Below are 23,642 nucleotides of genomic sequence, written 5' to 3'. Positions count from 1 at the left end.
CTTTTCATAAAGAAAGCTCCTTATAAGAAGGAGCTTTACTGCCTGTTTTGAAAAAGGTTAAAACTTGTTGTGCACTCTTATTATATCTCATCCTACATAACTTAACAGTTTAAAAAAAATGGAAATATCCCCTATCCCCTCCACCTTACATTTTGTATAATAAAAGGGAATTACTTAACAAGGAGGAAAAAAATGACACAAAATCTCACACAAGGCGAGAGGATACACTCCATTGATGTTATTAGAGGAATAGCTGTACTAGGTATTTTTCTTGTGAATTGGCCTGTTATCGCCGGGGTTGACTCACGTGATCTTTCAGGAATTTACGAAGGGATAGACAGCTACATTCGCCTATTTTACGATATGTTTATTCAAACGAAATTTTATACAATTTTTTCGTTTTTATTCGGATTAGGTTTTTATATTTTTATGAGTCGTGCTGAAGCGAAAACAGATCATCCAAAAATTTTATTTGTTCGCCGCTTATTTATTTTATTATTATTCGGTTTCTTACATTACGTTCTTTTATGGGACGGAGACATTTTACATACTTATGCGATTGCTGGATTTTTCTTATTTTTATTTTATAAGAGAGAACCTCGTACTATTTTAATATGGGCTATCGTTTTATTGAGTATTTTTCAATTCATTATGCTAATGGCTGGTATTACGGTTGCATTGGTACCAAAGGAAGAGCTAGGTTTTTCCTTACCTATCATGCCATTAGAAGACTGGCTGTCACAAATACAAAATCGTTTCCATGCATTTTACGCTGATGGAATTGGATTAAATTTACTTATGCTTCCAGAAACAGTTGGGCTATTTTTACTTGGTTTATACGCCGGCAAAAAGGATATTTTCCGCCGCACGAAAGAGTTAGATCCAAAACTTAAAAAATGGCAAATTATTATGTTCCTTTTAACATTACCAATGTGGTTCTTCATGGTCCGTTACTTCTTATCAAAACCATTTTATGAACCAATTTATATGCAGGTCTTTACAATGTTTAGCGGAAAAACGTTATTCATATTCTACATTTTCACTCTAATGCGTTTATTACAAAAAGAAAAATGGCAAACGTTATTACGTCCATTCCAATACGTTGGACGAATGGCATTAACAAATTACATCTCGCATACAATTGTTACATTACTTGTATTTGGTCTATTACTTAAAAATTATTATCCTGCTCCATTATGGGTTGGACCAATATTCTGCATTAGTTTCTACACGTTACAAATCTTTATTAGCCGCTGGTGGCTTTCACATTACCAATACGGGCCACTTGAGTACATTTGGCGTCTTGGTACTTACGGGAAAATGATGCCACTTAAAAAGAAAAGCAAGGTCTCATAACGAGACCTTGCTTTTTTACGCTTCTCTTACTGCATTTTGCATAGATACTGGCTCTTCTTCTACTTTCACTTTACGCTGCGGCACCATATTAAATACGATATTTAAAAGTACTGCTGACGCACTTCCAAGTACAATTCCGTTATCTGTTAAAATACGAATGTTTTCTGGAAGTTGTGAAAATAATGTAGGAACGACTGTTACGCCAAGCCCAATTCCGACAGAACATGCAACGATTAATAAGTTTTCTTGTCTTCCGAAGTCAACGCTACTTAACATTTTAATACCATATGCCATAACCATACCGAACATCGCTAACATCGCACCGCCCAGTACTGATTTCGGAATAATTGTTGTAATAGCTGCGATTTTAGGAATGAAACCAAGTGCGATTAACATACCACCGCAAGTATAAATAATAACGCGATTTCTTACTCCAGTTAATTGAACAAGTCCTACGTTTTGAGAGTATGTTGTATATGGGAACGCGTTGAAAATGCCACCTAACACCATCGCTAATCCTTCTGCGCGATAGCCTTTTGTTAATTCTTTTTCACCGATTTTTTTATTGCAAATATCAGATAATGCAAAGTATACACCCGTTGCTTCTACAATCCCTACACAAGCAACGAGAATCATCGTAATAATTGGTGTTAATTCAAATGTTGGTGTACCAAAGTAAAATGGTTGAATACCGTGGAACCAATCCGCCTCTCCAACCGCTTGCAAACTTACTTTCCCCATAAACGCTGCAACGATAGTACCGAACAATAGACCTAGTAAAATAGAGATTGAACGAATAAATCCATCAAAGAAACGATACATAATGATGATAAATAATAACACACCAAATGCTAATGCTAAATTTTCAAGACTACCGAAATCCTTACTTCCTACTCCTCCAGCCATATCATTAATTGCTGCTGGAACAAGTGTAACTCCAATTACAGTAACAACAGATCCTGTTACAACAGGTGGAAACAGTTTTACAAGTTTTCCAAATAATTTCGCAAAAATAACAACGAATAACCCAGCAGCAATAATTGCTCCATAAATTGAAGACACACCGTATTGTTTTCCAATCGCAATCATCGGTCCAACGGCTGTAAATGTACAACCAAGTACAACGGGAAGTCCTATACCGAAAAAGCGATTTGATAATGCTTGTAAAATTGTCGCAACGCCGCACATTAATAAATCAATTGAGACTAAATATGTTAACTCTTTTTGATTTAAACCAAGTCCACCGCCCACAATAAGCGGAACGATAATTGCTCCAGCATACATTGCAAGCATATGCTGCATACCAAGCGATGCAATTTTAAATGGATGCTGCTTCATCGTTTATTTCACCTCCGCAGTTTCTTGCTGTACAAATGTAACTGTGCCGTTATCAAGTGATGCAATTTCTGCTAGTGATTCAACACGAACGCCTTGTTCACGAAGCTTCTTTCCTCCATCTTGAAATGCTTTTTCAATAACAATTCCAATTCCTGCAATACTCGCTCCAGCTTGCTCTACTAAACTCATTAAACCTAAAGCAGCCTGACCGTTTGCTAAAAAGTCATCGATGATTAATACACGATCATTTTCATCGATATGATTTCGAGATAATGAAATTTCATTTGTTTCTTGTTTTGTAAATGAATATACGTTTGCAACGTACATATTATCTTGTAACGTTAACGATTTACGTTTTCGTGCAAAAATTACTTTTACACCAAGCTCTAATGCAGCCATAACTGCTGGTGCAATGCCTGAAGATTCAATCGTCACGATTTTTGTAATGTTCTCTTCTTTAAAACGTTTAGCAAATTCTTTTCCGATTTCTTGCATAAGTACTGGATCAATTTGATGATTTAAAAAAGCATCTACCTTTAATACGTCACCAGATAAAACCTTTACTTCGTTCAAAATCTTTTCTTGTAATACTTTCATGTTTGTTCCCCCTCTTATGCAATAAAAAAACTCCAAAAGCCGCCACCACTCGTTACAAGTGAGAGACGCGCTTTTGGAGTTTCGCAAAAAAAGAATGCTAAACAAGCAATTATATTCGTCCTCACTCATAGTCAAAGTATTTACGGTACTTCGGTAGAAACTTGCAGGCCATATCCCCGCGATTATATGAGTGTAGCTAACTATTTATTTTATAGAAGGATTATAACGTACTTTTTATGCTTTGAAAAGCATTTATCGAAAAAACACGTACAAATTTTTAAAAACTACTATTTTTGTTCGAGTTTTGCAAACTCTTTCATTTCCAATTACAACTTCGTTAAAATGATTGGCCCATCTTTTGTAATCGCAATTGTATGCTCATATTGAGCTGATAATTTCCTGTCCATCGTTCGTGCAGTCCACCCATTTAAATCTACTTTAGAATATCGCATACCTATATTTACAATCGGTTCAATTGTAATTACCATTCCTTCTTGTAACTGAGGTCCTTGTCCTTGTTTCCCAAAATGAAAAATTGCTGGTTCTTCATGAATCTCTTTACCGATTCCATGTCCCGTAAAGTCTCTTGCAACAGAAAAACCTTCATTTGTTACATAACTTTCAATTGCATAGCCAATATCTCCTACATGGTTATCGATTATCGCCTGGTCAATTCCTTTATACAAAGCATTCTCAGCTACTAACAACAACTTTTCTGCTTCATCAGAAACTTTTCCAACTCTATACGTCCAAGCAGAATCTGAAAGACCCCCATTTAAGTTTACTACCGTGTCAATTGTTACAATATCACCCTCAGTTAAAGGAACATCGGCCGGAAACGCATGACACATTTCATCGTTTACAGATGCACATATCGCATATGGATATCCGTTGTACCCTTTCTGCTCAGACGTTGCACCATGCTGTTCTAAATATGCTTCAACAAACGTATTAATTTCTTTTGTAGTAATACCTGGTTTCATCATCTTCGCAATTTCTCTATGACATGAAGCAAGTAATTTTCCAGATTCATGCATTAACTCTATTTCATTTTTCGTTTTAATTATACTCATGCTGTCTCTCCTTACTAAACTTGCTATTTACTATTAAACTTCAATCATACACATCCTCTTCCCAAATTTCAAAACTTCCAATTACAAAAAGTATGATTTATTTCTGCATAAAAAAACAGAAGGAGATTCTTCTGTTTTTTAATCATTTTTACATATATAATTCATTTTCAAAAACTCAAAACAACTACCATTTGTTTTCTGTATAAACGTTCCAACTACTTCAAACCCTGCCCTTTTATACACTTTAATCGCTCTCTCATTAAATATAGCTACTGATAGTGTTATATACTTACATCCATATTTTTCTTTACTAAAAGCTAGTATAGCGTTTAAGAACTGTAAACCAAATCCGTTCCCAGTTATATTAGGTCTCATTCCAAGACCAATATCAACCGTTCCGTCATTTATTTTACAAACAGTAAAATAACCAATGAGAGTGCCATTTTCCTTCACAGAAAATGTATGATTCCCTCTACTTTCATCATGTAAAAATTCAGCTAAATCTTCTTCATCTGCCTCTATATCGTAAAAGGAATATTTCCCTTCATAATGCCAGTTGTATGCAATTTCTTCTGCTTCTTCTTGCGTCATTACTTTATATGTATAGTCCATTCTCCCATCCCCCTTTAAAAAAGAGCTGCAATTAAGCAGCTCTTTTTTTACAACTCATAAATCTCTTTATATTTCGCTTCTAAATAATCAGCTAAGTAGTTTGCATTTAAGCCTTCACCTGTTACATCTTCTAAAATTTCAAGTGGCTTTTTCGTTTTACCGTATTGGTGAATGTTTTCTGTTAACCATTCACGAATTGGTGTTACGTTTCCTTCTTCTAATAATGCATCAAAGTTCGGAATGTCTTTTAACATTCTTTGCTTAAATTGCGCTGCATACATATAACCAAGTGCATAAGATGGGAAGTATCCAAATGAGCCACCAGCCCAGTGAACATCTTGCAATACACCTTGCGCATCATTTTCCGGACGAATTCCTAAATATGCTTCCATCTTATCATTCCAAGCTGCTGGTAAGTCCTTCACTTGTAATGTACCATCAAATAATTCTTTCTCTAATTCATAACGCACCATAACATGAAGCGGGTATGTAAGCTCATCTGCTTCTATACGAATGAATGACGGCTTCGATTCGTTAATTGCATCATAAAATTCATCGACTGACATATCATCAAATTGACCATCGCTATACTCTTTTAATAAATCATAATTTTTCTTCCAGAATGATTTATTACGGCCGATAAAGTTCTCAAAGAATAATGATTGTGATTCGTGAATACCCATAGATGTACCACTGCAAAGTGGTGTACCTTCAAATTGTTCTGCAATGTTTTGTTCATATACTGCATGACCACATTCATGAATTGTTCCAAATACAGCCATACGGAAATCTTTTTCATCATAGCGTGTCGTAATACGAACATCCCCTCTATTTAATGTAATTTCGAAAGGATGTACTGTTTCATCAAGACGACCTGCTTCAAAGTCATAATTCAATTGCTTTAATAGTTCTAATGTAAAGTTCTTTTGTTTTTCTTTTGAAAACTGTTCCGATAAAGCACTTGTTTTTAATCCTTTTTTAGACTCAGAGATTTCTTTTACAAGCGGCACGATACGCTCACGAAGTTGACCAAATACGTGATCTAAAACTTCTACTGTAATACCTGGCTCATACATGTCTAATAATGTATTGTATTTATATGTTTCATAACCCCAATATGTAATAAATTTCTTTTTAAATTCAACAATTTTTTCTAAGTACGGGCGGAACATTTCGAAATCAGATTTTTCGCGAGCTTCTTCCCACACACTCTCTGCTTTCGCTTCTAATTTCACATAAGCCTCATATTCAGCTTGTGGAATTTTTTTATTTCTATCATATTCTTTCCGACACTCTTCAACCATTTTCTTTGTCGTTTCAGAAAGTTTATCTTCACGTATTAAAGCTTCAAGTTCTGTTAAATAGTTTCCCATCTCATCTGAAGTCGACATAGCAAACACTTCTGACGAAAGCATACCAATTACTTCTGAACGCTGATCTACACCTTTTTTTGGTGCACCTGTTCTTAAATCCCAAAACATTAAACTTAATGCTTCTCCGTAATTCTGTATCTTCTTCACGTATGTTAAAAATTGTTTTTCTACCTCATATGTAGCAACTGTCATCGTATAAAAGCCTCCTTTTTCTACCTCAAACTTAATTCGACACGGAAACATAAATTCCTTTTATAATAGAAAAAAAGCTTGGCAAGCGCCAAGCTTTCTCCTTATAATTCTTTACCTTCTACTGGCAGTACATTTTTCACAGCTGCAACTACTTTCTCATCTTCTGAATCAGATAAGAAGATTGATATAGCACCTTTATCTTCACTTGTACGAATTAAACGCCCAATTCCTTGACGAAGTCGTAAAATCATATATGGTACATCTACATCCCAGAATGGATCATTTACGTGCTTACGTTTCGCTTCAAACACAGGATCGTTTGGAGGGAATGGTAATGACCAAATAATAACGTGTGATAATGATGAACCAGGAATATCTAAACCTTCCCATAAATGAACCGCACAAAGTACAGTCTCTTCTTCATTTTGGAAACGAGAAACGAGCTGGCTAATTTCCTGATCTCCTTCATATAAGAACGGAACCGACATTTGCTCCTTACTTACATACTCTTTGAACGCTGCAAGCTCTTGCGTTGTACGGAATAATACAAGCGTACGTCCATTTGTTTTTTGTATATTTTCAAGTGTATATTGACACTTTCTTTCCCATTCATTTTCTTTCGTATGCGATAGTAAGTTTACTGCCATTTGCTCTTCGTAATCAAACGGTGAAGCAACTGAGAATGATAAGTAATCTTTTACCCCTAGGCTATTAGCTGTAAACGCGAATGAATCATTGTTCGATAATGTCGCAGAAGAGAAAATATACGGTATTTTCTTCGAGAACACTTTCTCTTGTAATACTTCTTCAACTGCACGCGGCATAATCACTAATGTGAAGGCACCATCACCTTCTTCACCCCAAGTAATTACATTTTTCTCGTGCATGAACAGACGAAGTGAATGTTCTAATACATCTAAATGCTCATCAACAATATTTAAATCATACGTGTTTACTGTATGCATTTCACTTTCGAATACTAATGCATCTCCAACTTCACCGATTTTTGCATAAAGTCGTTTCGCTTCAGCTGTTACTTTTTCTGTCACAGTAATTTCTAAACGATCAGAACCGGCAATTTCTTTTTTGTTTTCTTGTAACACATCAAAGAATCGCTCTGTTTGCCAAATTGTTTCTTCTACTAAATGTGCAAACTCCTCACGAATATCGTTTTGTAGCAATCTCGTTAAAAGTTGCTCCATCATTGTTTGCTTTAAACGGTATGTTAAAGCTTTTTGAGCTGCATATTCTACAAGATGTCCTTCATCGAATACAACGCAGCTACTTTCTGGTAATAACGGAATTTGCCCTTCACGCTTACGAGCATCGTACGTCCAAATATGATCCATATAGAAATCTTGAGAACAAATAATTAAATCTGCTGCTTTACGATAATGTTCACGAGAAAGAGTTTGTCCACAACGATGACGAGAATCACAAGTAAAGCAATCTTGGAAGTAATCCCAATTTACTTTTGACCATTCTTCGTCATTTAAAAGTGGAAATTCTTTTCTGTCACCATAGTGAGTAAAGTTTTGCATCGTACCATGATCGAATACAAACTGTGGTAACTCATAATATACGTCTTCAATTACTTCTGGAGCTCGTCCACTCATAACATCTTCAAGTTTACGTAAGCATAAATAATTATCCATTGATTTTGCAAGCCTTACATCAACAGATAGCCCTAATGCTTCAGATAACTTAGCGATGTCCCCTTCTTCTTTCACAAGCTGCTCAATTAACGTTTCATCTGCACAAGCAATAATAGCTGGTTTCCCAGTATAACGCGCGTAACAAATTGCATATAGAAGATATACAATTGTTTTCCCTGTTCCTACACCAGCTTCTGCGAACATAACTTTCTTTTCTTGGAAAGCGCGTTCTAACTGAAACGCCATAAAAATTTGTTCATCACGCTCTTCAAAGCCTTTTTCCGGAAGGATGTCGTAAAACACATCTCCAATCCACTCATTCAACTTATCATAAAAATTATCTTGTTTTCCTACTTCAAATGGTAATCTCTTCTCAGTAAACATCCTTAGCCTCCAACCAAAAAGTTTTTCTATAAAAAGATAATAGCAACTGCTACGCATATGTATGCATTTGCTTTCCCCTGTTGCAATACATAGAAATTCACGAAAAAAAATTTTCCTTTCGAAAAAGGAAAATTTTCTTCTATATTAATGACTTTAAATACCGTTTATCAATCGCTGTTTCATGTGAAAGAGCTGACAAATATTCTTCTTGTGCTTTTTGTATTTCATCTACAATCGCACCTTGACTATCCACTTCTTTTCCGAGCTCATCATACGTACGGTGAATAGCTTTTTGAATCATTGATAATTGAAAATTATCCATATGACTTCCTCCTTTACGCATTACATAATAGCCAGTATATGCGCGCTGGAGGAGTTTTATACTATGAATTACGCGGTGGACGTTTTCCGAAGTATTGGTAGTAATCTGCCACCAAAACAAACTCATAAACCTAGTAATTTAAAGGTTTCCTCTAATTTCTTTTTTCCGAATCATTTGTTACTACTTCCATAATAATATGTCTAGAAAAAAAATACAATGGATTTATGTATTAGACACATCGTTTTATCTTAACATAATTAGATAACATCTTCAATAATTTATTATATCCTAATTATGAGATGACTATTTGATTCAAAACTGGACAATCTCATCGCTTCTCATTAATCATCTGTATTAGCAAAAAGAAATCGCATGATACTAAAGAAAAATAAGAAGACAAAAAAACCAGCAAAATACCCTGCTGTCACTAGCAAATTTGTATATTTCACATTAACATCTAATACATTCAAATAACCCAAAATAAGTAAATAGAAAGTAGATAAATTCACGCTCAATTCTGTTATATATCTTATCACATACCATCTTTCTCCATTTAACTTATAACAAGTAAGTTTCTCCCAATAAAAATGATATATAAGAAGTAAAAAAACTGATATTATCCCTCCTAATATCACTAAGTAGGCTAAAAAGTTCATTATCATTACAAATACTAACAGGACCTTCTTTAAATATTGATGAGCCATCAATCCCATAAATTGATTATTTAAATCTACAAAAAAATTATAATCAAAACTTTTAATAAAAAACAAAAAGGTCAACAATAAAAAAAGAATTACTTGTATTTTCTGTAATGAAATTTCTTTAAATTCCTTTATACTACGAATTGCTTGTGTTTCAAGTGCCATCTATTTACCTCAATTCTTAAACTTGTATTTTACAAAAATCACAGTATTTATACCCCTATATTTCTTACTAAATTCAACAATAACTTCCGGTTATTCGACATCTGTTAATTTAGATATAAAATTCATCAATTATAACTTCTCCTTTTCAAAAAAGAATTCTTTTTTACACTAGCACACTAATCTCACTATTTTATTAACCTGCCAAAATACCAATAAAAACAAAAACTATAACAATAATTATAATTAAAACCACACCACATCCAACTATATCCATGGTTTGCCCTTTATTAAATTGCTCTTTCCTTCTTTTATACTCTTCTGCATCATATTCCATGTTAATGAATTCACTGTTTCCAGAACGTTTATTTTCTGCTACTTGTTGCAAAAGTTTGGTGTACAATTTAATATCACATTCTATCAAATCTACATATCCATTATGATATCTAATTATTACATGAAATGTAGAATCATTCTTTGCAGACAAAGCCCCTGCTAACGCTCCTGCACCACCTAATGCAATATTCCCAATAACGCCACGAACTACAGCACTTTGCACATTTTTCACACTATCTTCACTAACAATTTCAAGCATTGAAATATTCTGTTTCCATTTTTTTGTATCAATATTTATCAATTCACTTTTTACTTTTTGCCCAATGATTAATTCTTGATTACGCCAATTTAATGTATATCCTTCTTTTAGTATCTGCCCTGTTACCGTCACCCCTGTAAATGGTTCTAAATTCCCCATCCCTACGCCCTCTTTCCTTTAATAAAATTTGCACTTTACTAATAAAAATACCATATTTTTCCACTCGCATAAACTTCCTATTATGTACTATTTAAAACGATTTTATATTACCCTTAACAAAAACAGAAAATTCAGTTTTTTGTTGAAAAACAATTAAGTATAATATCTATTATATTCTATTCTTGCTATCATTATTTATAAGAATCTATAAAATCCAAAGGAGGATATCATGAACGTTCAAACAAAGGGGAATGAACAGATTACAAAGTTATTAGATAACTGGTATATAGAAATTCGAAAAAGAAATTTAAATAATGCAAAGCAACTAAAAAAGGAACTCGATAAAAACATTACCAGTGTAAAAGACGATAAAAATGTACTTTTATACCACTCTTTATTGAACTTCCGTTATCAATACTTGATGGACAGTTTAAGTATTGGCAAAGATAGTTTTAAAGAAATAGAATCTTTTGATATACCAACAGATGAACCTTTATTATATTATTACCATTTTTTCAAGGCAATGCACTCAAACATAACTGGTGATTATAATTTGGCAAAAGAACATTATGAAAAAGCCGAAATTAAATTAAAACAAATCCCAGATCAACTTGAACAAGCAGAATTTTATTTTAAACTTTCTACCTTCAGTTGCCATAACCAACAATATGTTTTAGCACTTAAACAGGTTTCTAAGGCAAAAGAAATTTTTTCTAAATACAATGGTTATGAATTAAACATTGGTTACTGTAATAATCTTTATGGATTAGCATGTATACATTTGAAAGAATATGAATTAGCAGAAGAATGTCTTATCTCTGCATTGGATATATTCCAAAAACAAAACGAAGAACAAGCAACCTTATACGTTCGACATAACTTAGGTTTTATGTATGCAAATCAAAACCTTTCAGAATTAGCAATTCGCTATTTATCCGAAGTAACTGAAAAAATGCCAGCAAACTATAGAGCGATTTTAATTGAAGCATGTGAACATGCAAAAATTAATAATAAAGAAAAAGCATTAGAACTTTTAAAAACAGGTTTAGAAATCAGTTTAAAATTAAAAAATGAGGAATACCAACATCGCTTTAATATCTTACTAACGATAAACAATGAGGTTTCTGGAGAACAATTAGAATCAATAATACTAGCAGGAATGCTCTATTTTGAAAAAGAAAACCTATACGAGTACATTAATGAATATAATGAAAAATTAGCAGTGAAATTTTATCATGAAGGCAATCATTTAAAGGCAAGTAAATACTTCTATCTAAGTTCAAATGCAAGAGAAAAAATTCATGATAAGGGGGCGTTAAAATGAAAAAAGTAATAATTAGTTTAACGGGAATTATGACTGCACTAACATTAACATTTGGTGTACTGGATTCTAAAGATACACATGAAACAATTTATACTGTAAAACAAATGTCGGATGGTCATACTGGTGGTTAATAGGTTGAATTAAAAGGGTGGTTGTAAAATAGATAACCACCCTTTTTTATTTTCATACTTCTTTAAAATCTTTAATTAAATAATTTATTTTGCTTAAAATATCTTTTAAAGTTCATTTAAAACATTTTTATTATGTAAAAGAAGGGCAAAGCCCCACCGAACGAAGTGAGGTAATGAGCCGAAGGCGAATCAAAGAGCGTTAGCGACCTTCCTTTTATACTATCTATTCTTTTTACTATCTATTTTCTATACCTATCACTTTTTGTCCATTTTTGAGACACTTTTTGATATAAGTTTATCAGAAAATGTCACCTTATTTCTCATTTTCGGACAAAAAGTGATATCCCATCGCATTTTAAACAAGTAATTTAATATTCCAAAATGTCCAAGAGGGTATCCTTAATTGCAATTTGGTACTTTTGAGACATGATAAATCTCATTGTTATCAAGGGGTTTGAGGATTCTCTAATTTGCCAACTTTATATATTAAAACGAATTACGAAAACGAAAATCAAAAAGATTCACGACTCAAAAAAACGCCCTCCTAAATTTTGAAGTGAACCCGAATAGTGGTACATGAAAAAGGATGGATATTCCAATCGGACCATTATGGAGCAGTTTGGAATTAAAAATGTTTCCCAAATTAAGACGTGGATGAAATGGTATCGTACCGGTCAAACGTACCGTTTTCAACAACCTGTAGGAAAACAATATTCTTATGGAAAAGGGCCAAAAGAGTTAAATGAATTGGAACAGCTACGGTTAGAAAATAAACAGTTAAAAACAAAATTACTGATATGGGGAAAGTATCTGGAAATCGAAAGGAATTAAACCCGGAAACTGTAGTTACTTTATGGACCGATTTCAAAACAAAACTAACGGTAAAAGAATTATGTAATGTATTAGAATTACCCTGGTCTACATTTTATCGTTGGTTACAACGAACAGTGGACCTAAGAGATGAGATAGAAGAGAAAATAAAGGATGTTTGTCTTCGGCATAAATTACGATATGGGTACCGAAGAGTGACCGCAACTCTTCGGAAAATGGGGCTGTGTGTATGGAATAGTAGCAACGGTTCTTTTCTTCCCATAAGTCATAATTGTCCTATTCCTCATGTCAATATCAGGCCACTTTAAATTAACTAATTCTTCTCTCCTAAGCCCTGTAGAAATCAATAGGACTATTACCATTTGATTTCTCATTAAAGCATAATTTGTCCCTTTATAATGCCCTCTATCAAAGTGTTCAAGAATACTCTTTACTTACTCATCTGTTAAAACATCTGTTATGGTATCTTCTTTACTAAATTTTATTTTTTTGAATGGGTTTTCTTCGACTATCCCTTCTTCTAGGTACTTAAAATACACCTTTAATGTTCGATTCTTTTCATTTATTGTAGATATACTATTTTTCAACTCATGCTTACAATAAATGAAAAACTCTTTTGCAACTTTTGACGTAACTTTATCAGTGTCAAATATCCCTTTATTTACACAAAAGGACTCAAATCTTTTCAAAATTTCTTTATAAGATTTCAAAGTATGTTTACTTAAATTACGTAATTCCCTATCATCTGAAAATTCTTGCATTACAATTTTATACAACAAAAAACCTCACCCTTTCTTCCTTTTGGAAAAAAGAATGAGGTTTATTTATTGGGCTAATATTTAATAACTTGTTCTAAGCGAACCAATTATGTTTTAGCCCTTCAAATGCCTTTATACTATGAATTACGCGGTGGACGTTTTCCGAAGTATTGGTAGTAATCTGTACGGATAAATCCGTTAAACAGTTTACGCTTCTTCGACGCATCTTTTCCATAACACTTCTCAAATGCTTCGTAGCTTGTTAATACATACGCTGACCATGTATCTAACGGGCGGAATACTTGTCCCATTTCTTTATACAGTTGTTCAACGAGTGCTTTTTCACTTAAACGTTCTCCGTATGGAGGATTCGTTACAACGTAGCCATAATCCTCTTTTGTTGTGAAATCTTTTACTTGCATTTGTTTAAATGTAATTAAATCGCCTAAGCCTACTTCTTCTGCGTTATCTTGAGCAACTCGAATCATACGATGATCAATATCTGATCCAATGATTTGTAATCGTTGATCATAGTTCGCTAAATCTTCAGCTTCTTGACGAGCTTCACGCCAGTTTTGTTTACCTACCCAGCCCCACTCGTCAGATGCGAAACCACGGTTAAATCCTGGTGCAATGTTTTGTCCAATTAATGCTGCTTCAATCGGAATTGTACCTGATCCACAGAATGGATCAACAAATGGACGATCTGGCTTCCAGTTTGTTAATTTAATTAAAGACGCAGCTAATGTTTCTTTTAACGGAGCTTCCCCTTGATCCATACGGTATCCACGTTTATGAAGTCCAACACCGCTCGCATCAATTGTTAATGTTGCAATATCCTTGAGCATTGCAATCTCAATACGGAATAACGGACCATCTTCTTCAAACCAAGTTGTACGTTTATATGTTGTTTTTAATTTTTCAACGACAGCTTTTTTAACGATACGTTGGCAATCCGAAACACTGAATAATTCAGATTTTAAAGATTTACCGATAACAGGGAATTCGCCATTCTCTGGAATATAATCTCCCCAGTTTAATGCTTTCGTTTTTTCAAATAGCTCATCAAATGTCGTTGCTTTAAATTCGCCAACTTTAATTTTTACACGGTCTGCAGTACGTAACCATAAATTCGTACGACAAATCGCCTTTTCATCTGCTTCAAATGTTACTTTGCTGTTTTCTACTTGACATTCATAACCAAGATCGCGAACTTCTCGGGCAACTAACGCTTCAATACCCATTGCCGCTGTTGCAATTAAAGTAACTTTTCCCATTTGCATTCACCTCTTATGTATATTCAAACAATAATTAATAGCAATTGGTCCTATTAATTATTACATTTTACGAAAAATATTCTCATTAACCATTTTAACTCATACTTTATAACTTCATACAAATAAAAAGCCCTCCTCTAACAAAGGAGAGCTGAGTTATTTCATAGTTGGTTCATAACGTTCTGTAAGCCATGTTCTGTTCCTTTGTACTACAAACGGCCCACGCCTCGTACTCCGGTGGCAATCATCTATCTACAGGTTATAAAACCTGTCCTTTCCCGTCGTTCATTTCCTTGGAAAAGATTCCCCTACCATTATTTGGGTTTCTCGCTCGTGGGGTTTACCTCGTTCCACTCCTATCATTTCTTCAAGGACTTCGTCACTGTGGCACTTTAAAGGTAGTCAAACCATATCCGAAAGGACTTAGGTTTTTTCCCTGCCGTTAAACCAGCCTTACAGCCAGAATACCCTAGCTTATGAATTGGCTAGGCACGAACACTACAGCCATCTCAGGCCGTGCGAGCATGGACTTTCCTCTACAACGTTGGCGTTGCAGCGATTACCCAAACGTTATGACATCCATTAGTATAGTGGAAACAAAAAGATTTTGCAACGTTTTTTTCTATGTAAAATGCTTAAACCTTTTCCCACCTTACATCATTCGTATAACTTACTTCCAAATACAGCTTTTTCTAAGTTAGATAAGCGTTTTAAAATATCCGTATTCGTGTTGTTATAAACCGGTTGTGCAACTGGTGTTTGTACAGGTTGTTGTGGAACTTGCGTTACTGCTAGTTTTTGTTCCTCTAATTCACGCTTTAAACGAGCATTTTGTTGCTTTAATTGCTCAAACTCTTTGTGGAAAGCTTCATAGTCTTTAATGATCATATCAAGAAACTTGTCTACTTCTTCTTGCTGATAACCTCTCATACCTGTTTTAAATTCTTTTTCTAAAATATCTTTCGCTGTTAATTTAATTTTATCCGAAATCATTTTCTTCACCTCAAATTTTTACCAAAACTTTCATTAACTAAATTTTTTCAGAAACAATGCTTTTTGTCAATCATATATACGAGTACTATATTACATATTACTCTGCATTATTCCACTGTTCCTCTTCTATTATATCTTGTAAATCAGAAAAAAGAATGAAATAACTGTGATAATTTTCTATTTCCCCTTTTTTCTTTGCTGATTCTACAATATATTTGGGACTTCCTGGTTTTTCTTCATCGTATACCGCTAAAAGCGCATCACTTTTTTCAATAAAAAATTGATTTTTTAATTTAAATTGCTCTGGGCTTTCATACTTCCGTTTCGTGATACTATCAACATGGTCTGCTTGAGAAAGAATAAATTCGTAATATTCACGATTATCTTCTTTCCAATTTTCTTCTTGTTCTAAAAACGGAGTGAATACCGCTAATTTTAAATCAGGATATTCTACTTGCATTTCAAAAACAACTTCAGCAGCCCATAATTCTACACCTAATTGGCCGCTTATTATAACCCATTCTAAACCATCTTCTACAAAAGTGAGTAATTTACGGTGTAATGCTTTCTTTATACACTCCACTCCTGGATGATCATTTTTAAATATTCCAAGTTCAAATGGCTTATATCCTGTTACTGCAATAACTTTCATATCAACACTCCAATTACAAAAAAAGAACTAGCATTTCGCTAGTTCTAACATATCATTTACTTTTTAAATATTCCACCAACGTTTGGTCCGATATTTGGACCTACTGGTGATACATTGTTTGGTAAAAACGGTGATACATTTGGTCCTGGTCCAAACGGTGATACATTCGGTCCTGGCCCAAATGGAGATATTTGATGACCGTGGTGGTGATGATGATGACCATGGCCACACGGTCCACATCCGCCACCGAATCCTGGGTCGATTGGGTCCACAACATTTACATTTGAATTTGTTTGCGGGAAGAAGTTTTGGTTTTTAATTTGTTGATGATGTACATGTGTTGTATGTGTTGGGAAAATGTGTGGCACCACCGTTGTTGAAAAAGAGTGTGTTACGCATTGTTTCGTCGGATGAATGACAGGAGCAGTCGTACAAATAGGTCCTGTAGGCTTATGCCCTCCAAAGCAAGGATGACAATGATGCATAGTTTTTTCTCTCCTCTCTCGTTAAAAAAATCTGATTACACTTTACAGTATGAGAAAAGAGAGAAAGCCGTTTGTTATATATACCCATTTATTACAAGGAAATTTGTCTAGTCCTTTATTTCATTTACATTGTTTTTATAGACAATCCTTCAACATCACTTACCAAAAAAGCCTCCAACTTGCTTTACAATACCTGTCACTTGATTCATCGCATTCATCATTTGTCCAGCTGTATTCATCATTTTATTTACATCATAGTTACCATCTGATGTTTTAAATTGAGAAACAAAACTAGAAAACTGACTTGGCTGTTGTTGCTTTTGCTTACCCTGCGTCGGGTACGGTTGTTTTGGTGGATAAAACATCGCTTGTTGATTAGCATACGGCGATGGTGGTGGCATATAATATTGCGAATTCATATAAGGCTGCTGCTGTGGTTGATTCATGTATGGTTGCTGAGCTTGTGATTGTTGAGCTTGATTCACATAAGGTTGCTGCTGTTGTGGTTGTTGAGCTTGATTCACATAAGGTTGCTGCTGTTGTGGTTGTTGAGCTTGATTCACATAAGGTTGCTGCTGTTGTGGTTGTTGAGCTTGATTCATAAAGGACACTTCAAACGGTTGATAATAATTTTGATTTCCATAATAAGGCTCGAAAGGATACATATTATACCGTAAATATGTATCCGTATTATATTGGTACATATTTTGCTGTGCATATGGATTCGTTTGCTGATATAAGTTAGGTTGTTGAAACATGCATTCTCTCCTCCTTCACATAAGTTTCTACATATATAATATGTACCTATAAAATAATATGTGTGATGGAGTATCTGTCTATTTTTGTCGGAAGTTTAAATTTTTAAAAAATTAAAAAAGAAAACCCTTCCATGCTATGATAATAAAGAAGAAGATTCTCATGGGGGAGGAATCAACATGGTATTAGGGGATTTAAAACAAGCGTTTTCTCAAAAAAAGGGGTATTGCACAGAGAATGCAAATGAATTATTAGACTTTGCGAGACATTGGTATCTCGAAGGAAAAATATGCATATCAGATTATCGAACATTAATAAAAGAATTAGAAATAAACGGCGCAACAAAACCTACAACAATGACAGAAGCATAAAAATAACAAGAGGGCTCTCCCTCTTGTTATTTACATTGCTCAACTATATTTTGCAAAGTATACGAAATGGCTTGGTGTGTTTCAAAGAATCGTTTACCTTTACCTTTATTTACAAAGCATTGCAACACATTCGTTTGTAAATTATCATATACTTGATCAATTTGCTGTACATGTATATATTTTGGCTTTTCTTCTTTAATCCACTTATAAGCTAATTCTTTCCACTTCTTTAATTCCTCATCTACCATATCTACAAACGGTTTCATATCCTTATAAAAGTCGTATTCGGTTAGTTCTCTCTTTTTTACATTCGCTTCATTATTATACTGCATGAGTTTTTCTGAAGACTGTATTAATGCTTCATTCTTCATTTCTTTCCCACCTTATTATGCACTCACTACGACGTTTTGAAATGTCTTTACCCAATTCCCTTTCTCTTCGTGATGCACTAATTTATTTTCCATATGTTCAATATGCATTTCTGTTATTTCTATCTTATTGCATATTTTTTCACTCGCATCCTTTAATGCATGATTCATTCTAATCCCTATATTCATTTCCAGCAAATCGAGAGAACTTAACATTTGATCCATTTTTTTCATTACATCTTCCTTCTGAACCATCGCCATATACAAAACGCCTCCTTCTTTGCTTTTCCTTTGTCATGTAATTTCGCCGAATGATTCACCACTCCTGCCCACATGACAAAACTAGTTGTTATTCGTCAAAGAAATCATTTCGTATGTCATTTATAGAAATGGTAACAATACAAAAAGGAGGTGTATTACAATGGCAAAGAACAAAAATGAAAAAAAGAAAAACCAAAACAAACAACAAAATAAACCCGAGACTGGCAATCCAAAGCTAGATGGTCCAAACTTCCCTGCTACATAAAGCGAGACTTTATTACGAACAGTTAAATTTCAAGTCACCCTTAATCTCCTACTAGCATTACGTTTTGAGATTAAAGTTGTAGCACACATAGCAGGATTGTTTCAAATTAAGAAGTCCCGTCTTCAAAATGGAAGACGGGACTTCTTTTTTATTATATCATGAACTCATCCATCCTTTTAGCAAAACGATTTGCGATAGATAGCCTATAGATTTGTTCTCTCTTTCTTCTATACCATTCTGTTATATTAACTTCCCCTTTAGGTTCTTCAGGTACAAATAGCACATTCATTTTCATATTTGCACAAAACCAATCTCTCATTTTTATTTCTTCATGTAAAATAACAGGATAAATATCTCTAAGTGTTGGCGTATAAGACTTTCGAGTTTCCTTTGCGTAAACTTCATAATCTTCTCTAGACCCAGTATGTGTAGTTTTCAATGCAAACTTATAAAACGAACCATTATAAATTGGATGAAACAATAACCATGCTAATTTTTTTCCTAGTTCTATACGCTGTTGTAACGTTTCAAATTGATAAACCGAAAATCCATACATTCTCCCTTCAATTGTTGGGAAGATAACTGCACTAATATGAAGTCTTTCTTGTACTTTAAAAAGTGCAGTATGGAATACATGTTTTTTAAAATATGTGTTCTCAATGACTGGTTTTTGAATTTTATTTTGTTCATTTATAATAAGCGCTGTCATAAGCCTATTCATATCTCTTCTTTCCCAGAAAAGTAACCATTCTTTTTCCATAAAAATTGATACGTTGAAATATTGCAACAAATGAAAGAGAGGTGCACGTCTCTTCTTACTTTCCTCATACAATAATAGCTGAGGAAATGCATCTAAAAAAATAATCCAATTAGCCTGTTCGTACAGAATAAATAAATGTTTTTTTACCGTTCTAGGTAAAACAGTAGCATAATATCTCCCTTCTAAATCAGTCATATTCCAGCCCGCATTTCTCGAAACCATACTCGCTAAAAAGGCCCACCTGATTTCACTATTTCTTACATAATATTCTTGATAAGATTGTGTCCGAGAAATATTGTCCACATTAGCTATTTCTGTTTTCTTTTTAATATTGTGAATGATTGCTTTTTCTTCCTCTGTACAAAAATTTTTTTCTCGATTTTGTTTCATTTTCATATAATCATTCCATGTAAACATAAATAAGTCATCATACCTTTCATCAAAAAGGTCACATCTTTTTTCATTTTTTGATATAATCACCTTTGTAAGTAATTCTTAGCAAGTTGGGGGTGGACACACTATGACCATTCGTTACCCAAATGGAAAAAGGTATAATCAAGCTTCACAACCTCAAAAAACACCTATAAAAACACATACTTATAGTAATAGAGGTATGTCCCTTGAAGAGGAATTGAATGAAACAAATCAATATTACTTAACCCATAATATTGCATGTGTACATAAAAAGCCTACACCTCTTCAAATTGTAAAAGTAGATTACCCCGCTCGAAGTGCTGCAGTGGTAAAAGAAGCGTATTTTAAACAACCTTCTACAACAGATTACAACGGTGTATACAAAGGGAAATACATCGATTTTGAAGCAAAGGAAACAAAAAATAAAACTAGTTTCCCACTTCAAAACTTCCACCTTCATCAAATTGAACATATGAAGCAAGTGGTTGCTCATAATGGAATTGCATTTGTTATTATTAAATTTACACTTTTTGATGAATTTTATTTACTAGATGCAAAACATATTATTGCATTTTGGAATCGTCAAAATACTGGTGGACGCAAGTCGATTACGAAAGAAGAAATAGAAGAGCATGGATCCTTATTATCATGCGGTTATCACCCTCGGATTGACTATATCCGTGTACTAGACATGGTTTATTTTTCGTGATAGAGTCATCACTAAGGCTCTTTTTTCGACTTTTGGGGGAGAGAATGAAAGGTAGGAGAAAGTATAATGTCAGATAATTATCGTTCTCGTACAGAACGAAATCATGTGAAAAATCAAGAAAAAAAAACACATAAAGAAGAAAAACCAAAGAAAAAAGGCTCCTTTTTCAAGAAATTTCTTATAGGTTGTCTACTTCTTGGTATCGTTGGTCTTGTAGCCGGCGTTTCCGCTTTCTTTGTTATGGTAAAGGATGCTCCAAAATTAGACAAAGCCAAACTTGTTAATCCTTTATCAACAAAGTTTCTTGATAAAAACGGGAATTTCTTCTATGAATACGGTGCTGAAAAACGAACACACGTTACTTATGATCAAATTCCAAAAGTAGTTGAAAATGCATTCCTTGCAACTGAGGATTCGCGTTTCTATGATCATAATGGAATTGATTTTAAACGAACTACAAAAGCAGTTATGGAAAATGTCACTGGTGGTTTCGGTTCCCAAGGTGGTAGTACGATTACACAGCAAGTCGTTAAAAACTACTTTCTAACGATGGACAAAACTGCTAAAAGAAAAGTACAAGAATGGTACTTATCTTACAAATTAGAGCAACAATACTCTAAACATGAGATTTTAGAAATGTACTTAAATAAGATTAATTTGGGTAACCGTTCATACGGTATTGCGACAGCAGCGCAAAAATATTATGGTAAAGATTTAAAAGACTTGCAATTACATGAAGCTGCTATGCTCGCTGGTTTACCCCAAGGTCCAAACATTTATGATCCAACAAAAAAGGAAAATGTTGAACGAGCAACAAATCGTCGTAATGTCGTATTATCATTAATGAATCGACATGGTTATATAACAAAAGAAGAAATGAATAACGCCGTTAAGATCCCAGTAACTGAGGGCCTTCAACCGTCTTCAGAAGTAACTGAGATGAAGTATCAAGCATTTTTAGATGCGGTTGTAAAAGAAGTTGAAAAAGAATATCCTGATGTAAATATCGGTTCAGATGGTTTAACGATTCATACAACACTTGATCAAGATGCTCAAGATTACGCTGAAAAAATTATGGATGGTAATCTTATTAAGTATCCAAACGATCAATTCCAAGGATCATTCGTATTTATGGATACACAATCTGGAGAAGTTCGAGCAATTGGTGCTGGACGTAAAGAAAATAAGTCCACTTTCAAAGGTCATAATATGGCAACTGATTTAAAACGCCAAGTTGGTTCAACAATGAAACCAATTTTCGACTACGGTCCAGCGATTGAGAATCTTCAATGGTCTACTTACCATCAATTAAATGACTCTGAATATACTTATTCGGATGGCACAAAGATTAAAAATGCTACAGGGAGTTTTAAAGGTGACGTTTCACTTCGTGAAGCATTGAAGAAGTCATTAAACATCCCGGCTTTAAAGACAGCTCAAACAGTTGGACTTAATAAATCAAAAGAGTTTGCTGAAGGTTTAGGCATGACATTTGAAAATGGAGTACATGAATCTACTGCAATTGGTAGTAACGATAGTTCTCCATTAGCAGTAGCAGGTGCATATGCAACCTTCGGTAATGGTGGTAACTATAATAAACCACATTTCGTAAAAGAAGTAACCTTCCCGGACGGGAAAAAGAAAAGCTTTAAACCGAAAGAACAACGCGCTATGCAAGACTATACAGCTTACATGGTAACTGACGTTCTTCGTGACGTAGTAAAACCTGGTTCTGGTGGTACAGGACCAACAGCATATGTTTCAGGTGTTGACGTAGCGGGTAAAACTGGAACGCAAAACTTTGATGCAAAAGATTTAAAGAAATACGGCATTCCAGCTGATGCAAACAGGGATAGCTGGTTCGCTGGATATACACCACAATATACGATGGCTGTATGGACGGGTTACGTAAAGAATGGTCCAGAAAACTACATTAGTGATCGTTATACTAAAATTGCACAGCAAATGTTCCAAGTAATGATGAGCAAATTCGCTACAGATAAATCACGCTTTGAACGTCCTTCTTCTGTACAAGAAATAAACGGAGAATTATACGTAAAAGGTGCGAAAAAAGATGCAATTAAACAAATTAAAGTAGATGCCCCTAGTGGTCTGAATGTCACTTTTGATGGCGCTAGCACAGTTACACTAAACTGGTCTGGACCAGCAGAAGTCGATGCATATGCAGCCAGCTATAAAGCAACTGATGGTTCAAGTGGTAGCCTATCAATAAGTGGTACGACAGCTACTCTTGGTGGTATTAAACCAGGTGTTACTTACAGCTTCTCTGTAGTAGCGAAAAAAGGCACTGGAACAAGCCCAGCAGTTGGTGCATCCTTCACTGCGCCTGGCGGAACTCCAGATGCGAAAAAAGCTGAAGAAGAGGCTAAGAAAAAGGCCGATGAAGAAGCTAAGAAAAAAGCTGATGAAGAAGCCCAGAAAAAGGCTAATGAAGATAAAGTAAAACAAGACGAAGCTAAGAAAAAGGCTGAAGAAGAGGCTAAGAAACAACAAGAACAACAGCAAGAACAACAACGTAAACAGCAAGAAGAAGCTCAAAAGAAAGCTGATGAGGAAGCTAGAAGAAAAGCTGAAGAAGAAGCTAAGAAAAAAGCTGATGAAGAAGCTAAGAAGAAAGCTGAAGAAGAGGCCAAGAAAAAAGCTGAAGAAGAGGCTAAGAAACAACAAGAACAGCAACACCAAAATACCGGAGGAGATACACCTCACGCAGACGGTGCTGTTGTTACAACAGAGTCCTAATATACAAA

At 34.4% G+C, this 23,642-nt stretch carries 26 protein-coding genes, 1 other RNA gene, 1 pseudogene and 1 riboswitch; of the genes and pseudogenes, 8 read left to right on the top strand and 20 right to left on the bottom strand.

Going from position 1 to position 23,642, the window contains the following annotated elements; all coding sequences use genetic code 11:
* Positions 1-192 precede the first annotated feature (192 nt).
* Complete coding sequence (locus tag MR168_RS03570; protein ID WP_000193194.1) at positions 193-1,356, top strand: DUF418 domain-containing protein; 1,164 nt, start codon at positions 193-195, stop codon at positions 1,354-1,356.
* A gap of 15 nt (positions 1,357-1,371) precedes the next feature.
* Here MR168_RS03570 and pbuX read toward each other — a convergent pair whose 3' ends face one another.
* The 9 genes from pbuX to MR168_RS03525 all read right to left on the bottom strand — a co-directional run bounded on the left by pbuX (position 1,372) and on the right by MR168_RS03525 (position 10,519).
* Positions 1,372-2,694: a xanthine permease PbuX gene (pbuX, locus tag MR168_RS03565; protein WP_000809212.1), complete on the bottom strand. Its 1,323-nt coding sequence runs from the start codon at positions 2,692-2,694 to the stop codon at positions 1,372-1,374.
* 3 nt (positions 2,695-2,697) lie between these two features.
* On the bottom strand, positions 2,698-3,291 hold the full coding sequence (locus MR168_RS03560; protein WP_086411586.1) for a xanthine phosphoribosyltransferase: 594 nt from the start codon (positions 3,289-3,291) through the stop codon (positions 2,698-2,700).
* A gap of 108 nt (positions 3,292-3,399) precedes the next feature.
* Positions 3,400-3,501, bottom strand: a riboswitch (purine riboswitch).
* A gap of 116 nt (positions 3,502-3,617) precedes the next feature.
* On the bottom strand, positions 3,618-4,364 hold the full coding sequence (locus MR168_RS03555; RefSeq protein ID WP_000022486.1) for a type I methionyl aminopeptidase: 747 nt from the start codon (positions 4,362-4,364) through the stop codon (positions 3,618-3,620).
* Positions 4,365-4,502: 138 nt separating this feature from the next.
* Positions 4,503-4,976, bottom strand: a complete 474-nt coding sequence (locus tag MR168_RS03550; RefSeq protein ID WP_000386765.1) for a GNAT family N-acetyltransferase — start codon at positions 4,974-4,976, stop codon at positions 4,503-4,505.
* Positions 4,977-5,023: 47 nt separating this feature from the next.
* On the bottom strand, positions 5,024-6,541 hold the full coding sequence (ypwA, locus tag MR168_RS03545; RefSeq protein ID WP_000215074.1) for a carboxypeptidase: 1,518 nt from the start codon (positions 6,539-6,541) through the stop codon (positions 5,024-5,026).
* Positions 6,542-6,642: 101 nt separating this feature from the next.
* Positions 6,643-8,580 (bottom strand): ATP-dependent DNA helicase, encoded by a 1,938-nt coding sequence (locus tag MR168_RS03540; RefSeq protein ID WP_000493700.1) that lies wholly within the window; start codon positions 8,578-8,580, stop codon positions 6,643-6,645.
* A 139-nt stretch (positions 8,581-8,719) separates the two neighbouring features.
* Positions 8,720-8,902 carry a DUF3921 domain-containing protein gene (locus tag MR168_RS03535; RefSeq protein WP_000368570.1) on the bottom strand — a complete coding sequence of 61 codons (183 nt, stop codon included), beginning with the start codon at positions 8,900-8,902 and terminating at the stop codon, positions 8,720-8,722.
* A gap of 341 nt (positions 8,903-9,243) precedes the next feature.
* Positions 9,244-9,768, bottom strand: a complete 525-nt coding sequence (locus tag MR168_RS03530; protein ID WP_001162866.1) for a hypothetical protein — start codon at positions 9,766-9,768, stop codon at positions 9,244-9,246.
* A gap of 193 nt (positions 9,769-9,961) precedes the next feature.
* A complete protein-coding gene (locus tag MR168_RS03525; protein WP_000527307.1) occupies positions 9,962-10,519 on the bottom strand; it encodes a hypothetical protein in 558 nt (185 codons plus the stop codon).
* Positions 10,520-10,748: 229 nt separating this feature from the next.
* On the opposite strand from MR168_RS03525, the gene MR168_RS03520 reads away from it, so the two are divergent.
* From MR168_RS03520 to MR168_RS03515, 3 genes and pseudogenes are all read left to right on the top strand, one after another.
* Positions 10,749-11,843 (top strand): Rap family tetratricopeptide repeat protein, encoded by a 1,095-nt coding sequence (locus MR168_RS03520; protein WP_001102770.1) that lies wholly within the window; start codon positions 10,749-10,751, stop codon positions 11,841-11,843.
* A complete protein-coding gene (locus MR168_RS33290) occupies positions 11,840-11,974 on the top strand; it encodes a hypothetical protein (protein WP_013141855.1) in 135 nt (44 codons plus the stop codon). Before MR168_RS03520 ends, MR168_RS33290 begins: the two co-directional genes overlap by 4 nt.
* 576 nt (positions 11,975-12,550) lie before the next feature.
* Positions 12,551-13,035 (top strand): annotated as a pseudogene (locus MR168_RS03515) (IS3 family transposase); the annotation flags it as partial.
* On the opposite strand, the gene MR168_RS03510 reads toward MR168_RS03515, so the two are convergent.
* From MR168_RS03510 to MR168_RS03475, 8 genes are all read right to left on the bottom strand, one after another.
* Positions 12,979-13,167 carry a tyrosine-type recombinase/integrase gene (locus tag MR168_RS03510; protein WP_157404505.1) on the bottom strand — a complete coding sequence of 63 codons (189 nt, stop codon included), beginning with the start codon at positions 13,165-13,167 and terminating at the stop codon, positions 12,979-12,981. The pseudogene MR168_RS03515 and the gene MR168_RS03510 overlap by 57 nt on opposite strands.
* A gap of 72 nt (positions 13,168-13,239) precedes the next feature.
* Positions 13,240-13,566, bottom strand: a complete 327-nt coding sequence (locus MR168_RS03505) for a phage integrase SAM-like domain-containing protein (protein WP_086411590.1) — start codon at positions 13,564-13,566, stop codon at positions 13,240-13,242.
* Positions 13,567-13,700: 134 nt separating this feature from the next.
* The gene (locus MR168_RS03500) at positions 13,701-14,840 is read right to left on the bottom strand and encodes a THUMP domain-containing class I SAM-dependent RNA methyltransferase (RefSeq protein WP_000521224.1); all 1,140 of its coding nucleotides are present in this window, start codon (positions 14,838-14,840) and stop codon (positions 13,701-13,703) included.
* A gap of 180 nt (positions 14,841-15,020) precedes the next feature.
* Positions 15,021-15,411, bottom strand: an RNA gene (gene rnpB, locus MR168_RS03495) — RNase P RNA component class B.
* Positions 15,412-15,497: 86 nt separating this feature from the next.
* A complete protein-coding gene (gpsB, locus tag MR168_RS03490; RefSeq protein ID WP_000622431.1) occupies positions 15,498-15,833 on the bottom strand; it encodes a cell division regulator GpsB in 336 nt (111 codons plus the stop codon).
* Between the two features lie 97 nt (positions 15,834-15,930).
* Positions 15,931-16,485, bottom strand: a complete 555-nt coding sequence (locus MR168_RS03485) for an SLOG family protein (protein ID WP_000862910.1) — start codon at positions 16,483-16,485, stop codon at positions 15,931-15,933.
* 56 nt (positions 16,486-16,541) lie between these two features.
* Entirely contained in the window at positions 16,542-16,970 is a 429-nt protein-coding gene (locus MR168_RS03480; protein WP_000546270.1) for a CotD family spore coat protein, read from the bottom strand.
* Positions 16,971-17,125: 155 nt separating this feature from the next.
* The gene (locus tag MR168_RS03475) at positions 17,126-17,728 is read right to left on the bottom strand and encodes a YppG family protein (protein WP_061113531.1); all 603 of its coding nucleotides are present in this window, start codon (positions 17,726-17,728) and stop codon (positions 17,126-17,128) included.
* A 177-nt stretch (positions 17,729-17,905) separates the two neighbouring features.
* Between MR168_RS03475 and MR168_RS03470 the strand changes: the two genes are divergently transcribed.
* Positions 17,906-18,097 carry a YppF family protein gene (locus MR168_RS03470; RefSeq protein WP_000242652.1) on the top strand — a complete coding sequence of 64 codons (192 nt, stop codon included), beginning with the start codon at positions 17,906-17,908 and terminating at the stop codon, positions 18,095-18,097.
* Positions 18,098-18,123: 26 nt separating this feature from the next.
* Here the strand turns inward: MR168_RS03470 and MR168_RS03465 are convergent, their stop codons facing one another.
* Positions 18,124-18,468: a YppE family protein gene (locus MR168_RS03465; RefSeq protein ID WP_000786939.1), complete on the bottom strand. Its 345-nt coding sequence runs from the start codon at positions 18,466-18,468 to the stop codon at positions 18,124-18,126.
* Between the two features lie 15 nt (positions 18,469-18,483).
* Positions 18,484-18,726, bottom strand: a complete 243-nt coding sequence (locus MR168_RS03460; protein WP_001252036.1) for a hypothetical protein — start codon at positions 18,724-18,726, stop codon at positions 18,484-18,486.
* Positions 18,727-18,811: 85 nt separating this feature from the next.
* Between MR168_RS03460 and MR168_RS33580 the strand changes: the two genes are divergently transcribed.
* Complete coding sequence (locus tag MR168_RS33580; protein ID WP_001987054.1) at positions 18,812-18,991, top strand: hypothetical protein; 180 nt, start codon at positions 18,812-18,814, stop codon at positions 18,989-18,991.
* 151 nt (positions 18,992-19,142) lie between these two features.
* Here MR168_RS33580 and MR168_RS03455 read toward each other — a convergent pair whose 3' ends face one another.
* Positions 19,143-20,168: a DUF2515 domain-containing protein gene (locus MR168_RS03455; RefSeq protein ID WP_086411585.1), complete on the bottom strand. Its 1,026-nt coding sequence runs from the start codon at positions 20,166-20,168 to the stop codon at positions 19,143-19,145.
* A 103-nt stretch (positions 20,169-20,271) separates the two neighbouring features.
* Here MR168_RS03455 and recU point away from each other — a divergent pair, with 103 nt between their 5' ends.
* Entirely contained in the window at positions 20,272-20,874 is a 603-nt protein-coding gene (gene recU, locus MR168_RS03450) for a Holliday junction resolvase RecU (RefSeq protein ID WP_000155598.1), read from the top strand.
* A 66-nt stretch (positions 20,875-20,940) separates the two neighbouring features.
* Entirely contained in the window at positions 20,941-23,634 is a 2,694-nt protein-coding gene (locus MR168_RS03445; protein ID WP_086411584.1) for a PBP1A family penicillin-binding protein, read from the top strand.
* Positions 23,635-23,642: the final 8 nt, after the last annotated feature.

The sequence above is a fragment of the Bacillus cereus group sp. BfR-BA-01356 genome (assembly GCF_022663635.1).
Lineage (GTDB): Bacteria > Bacillota > Bacilli > Bacillales > Bacillaceae_G > Bacillus_A > Bacillus_A cereus.
This window is presented reverse-complemented; position numbering and strand designations above follow the sequence as displayed.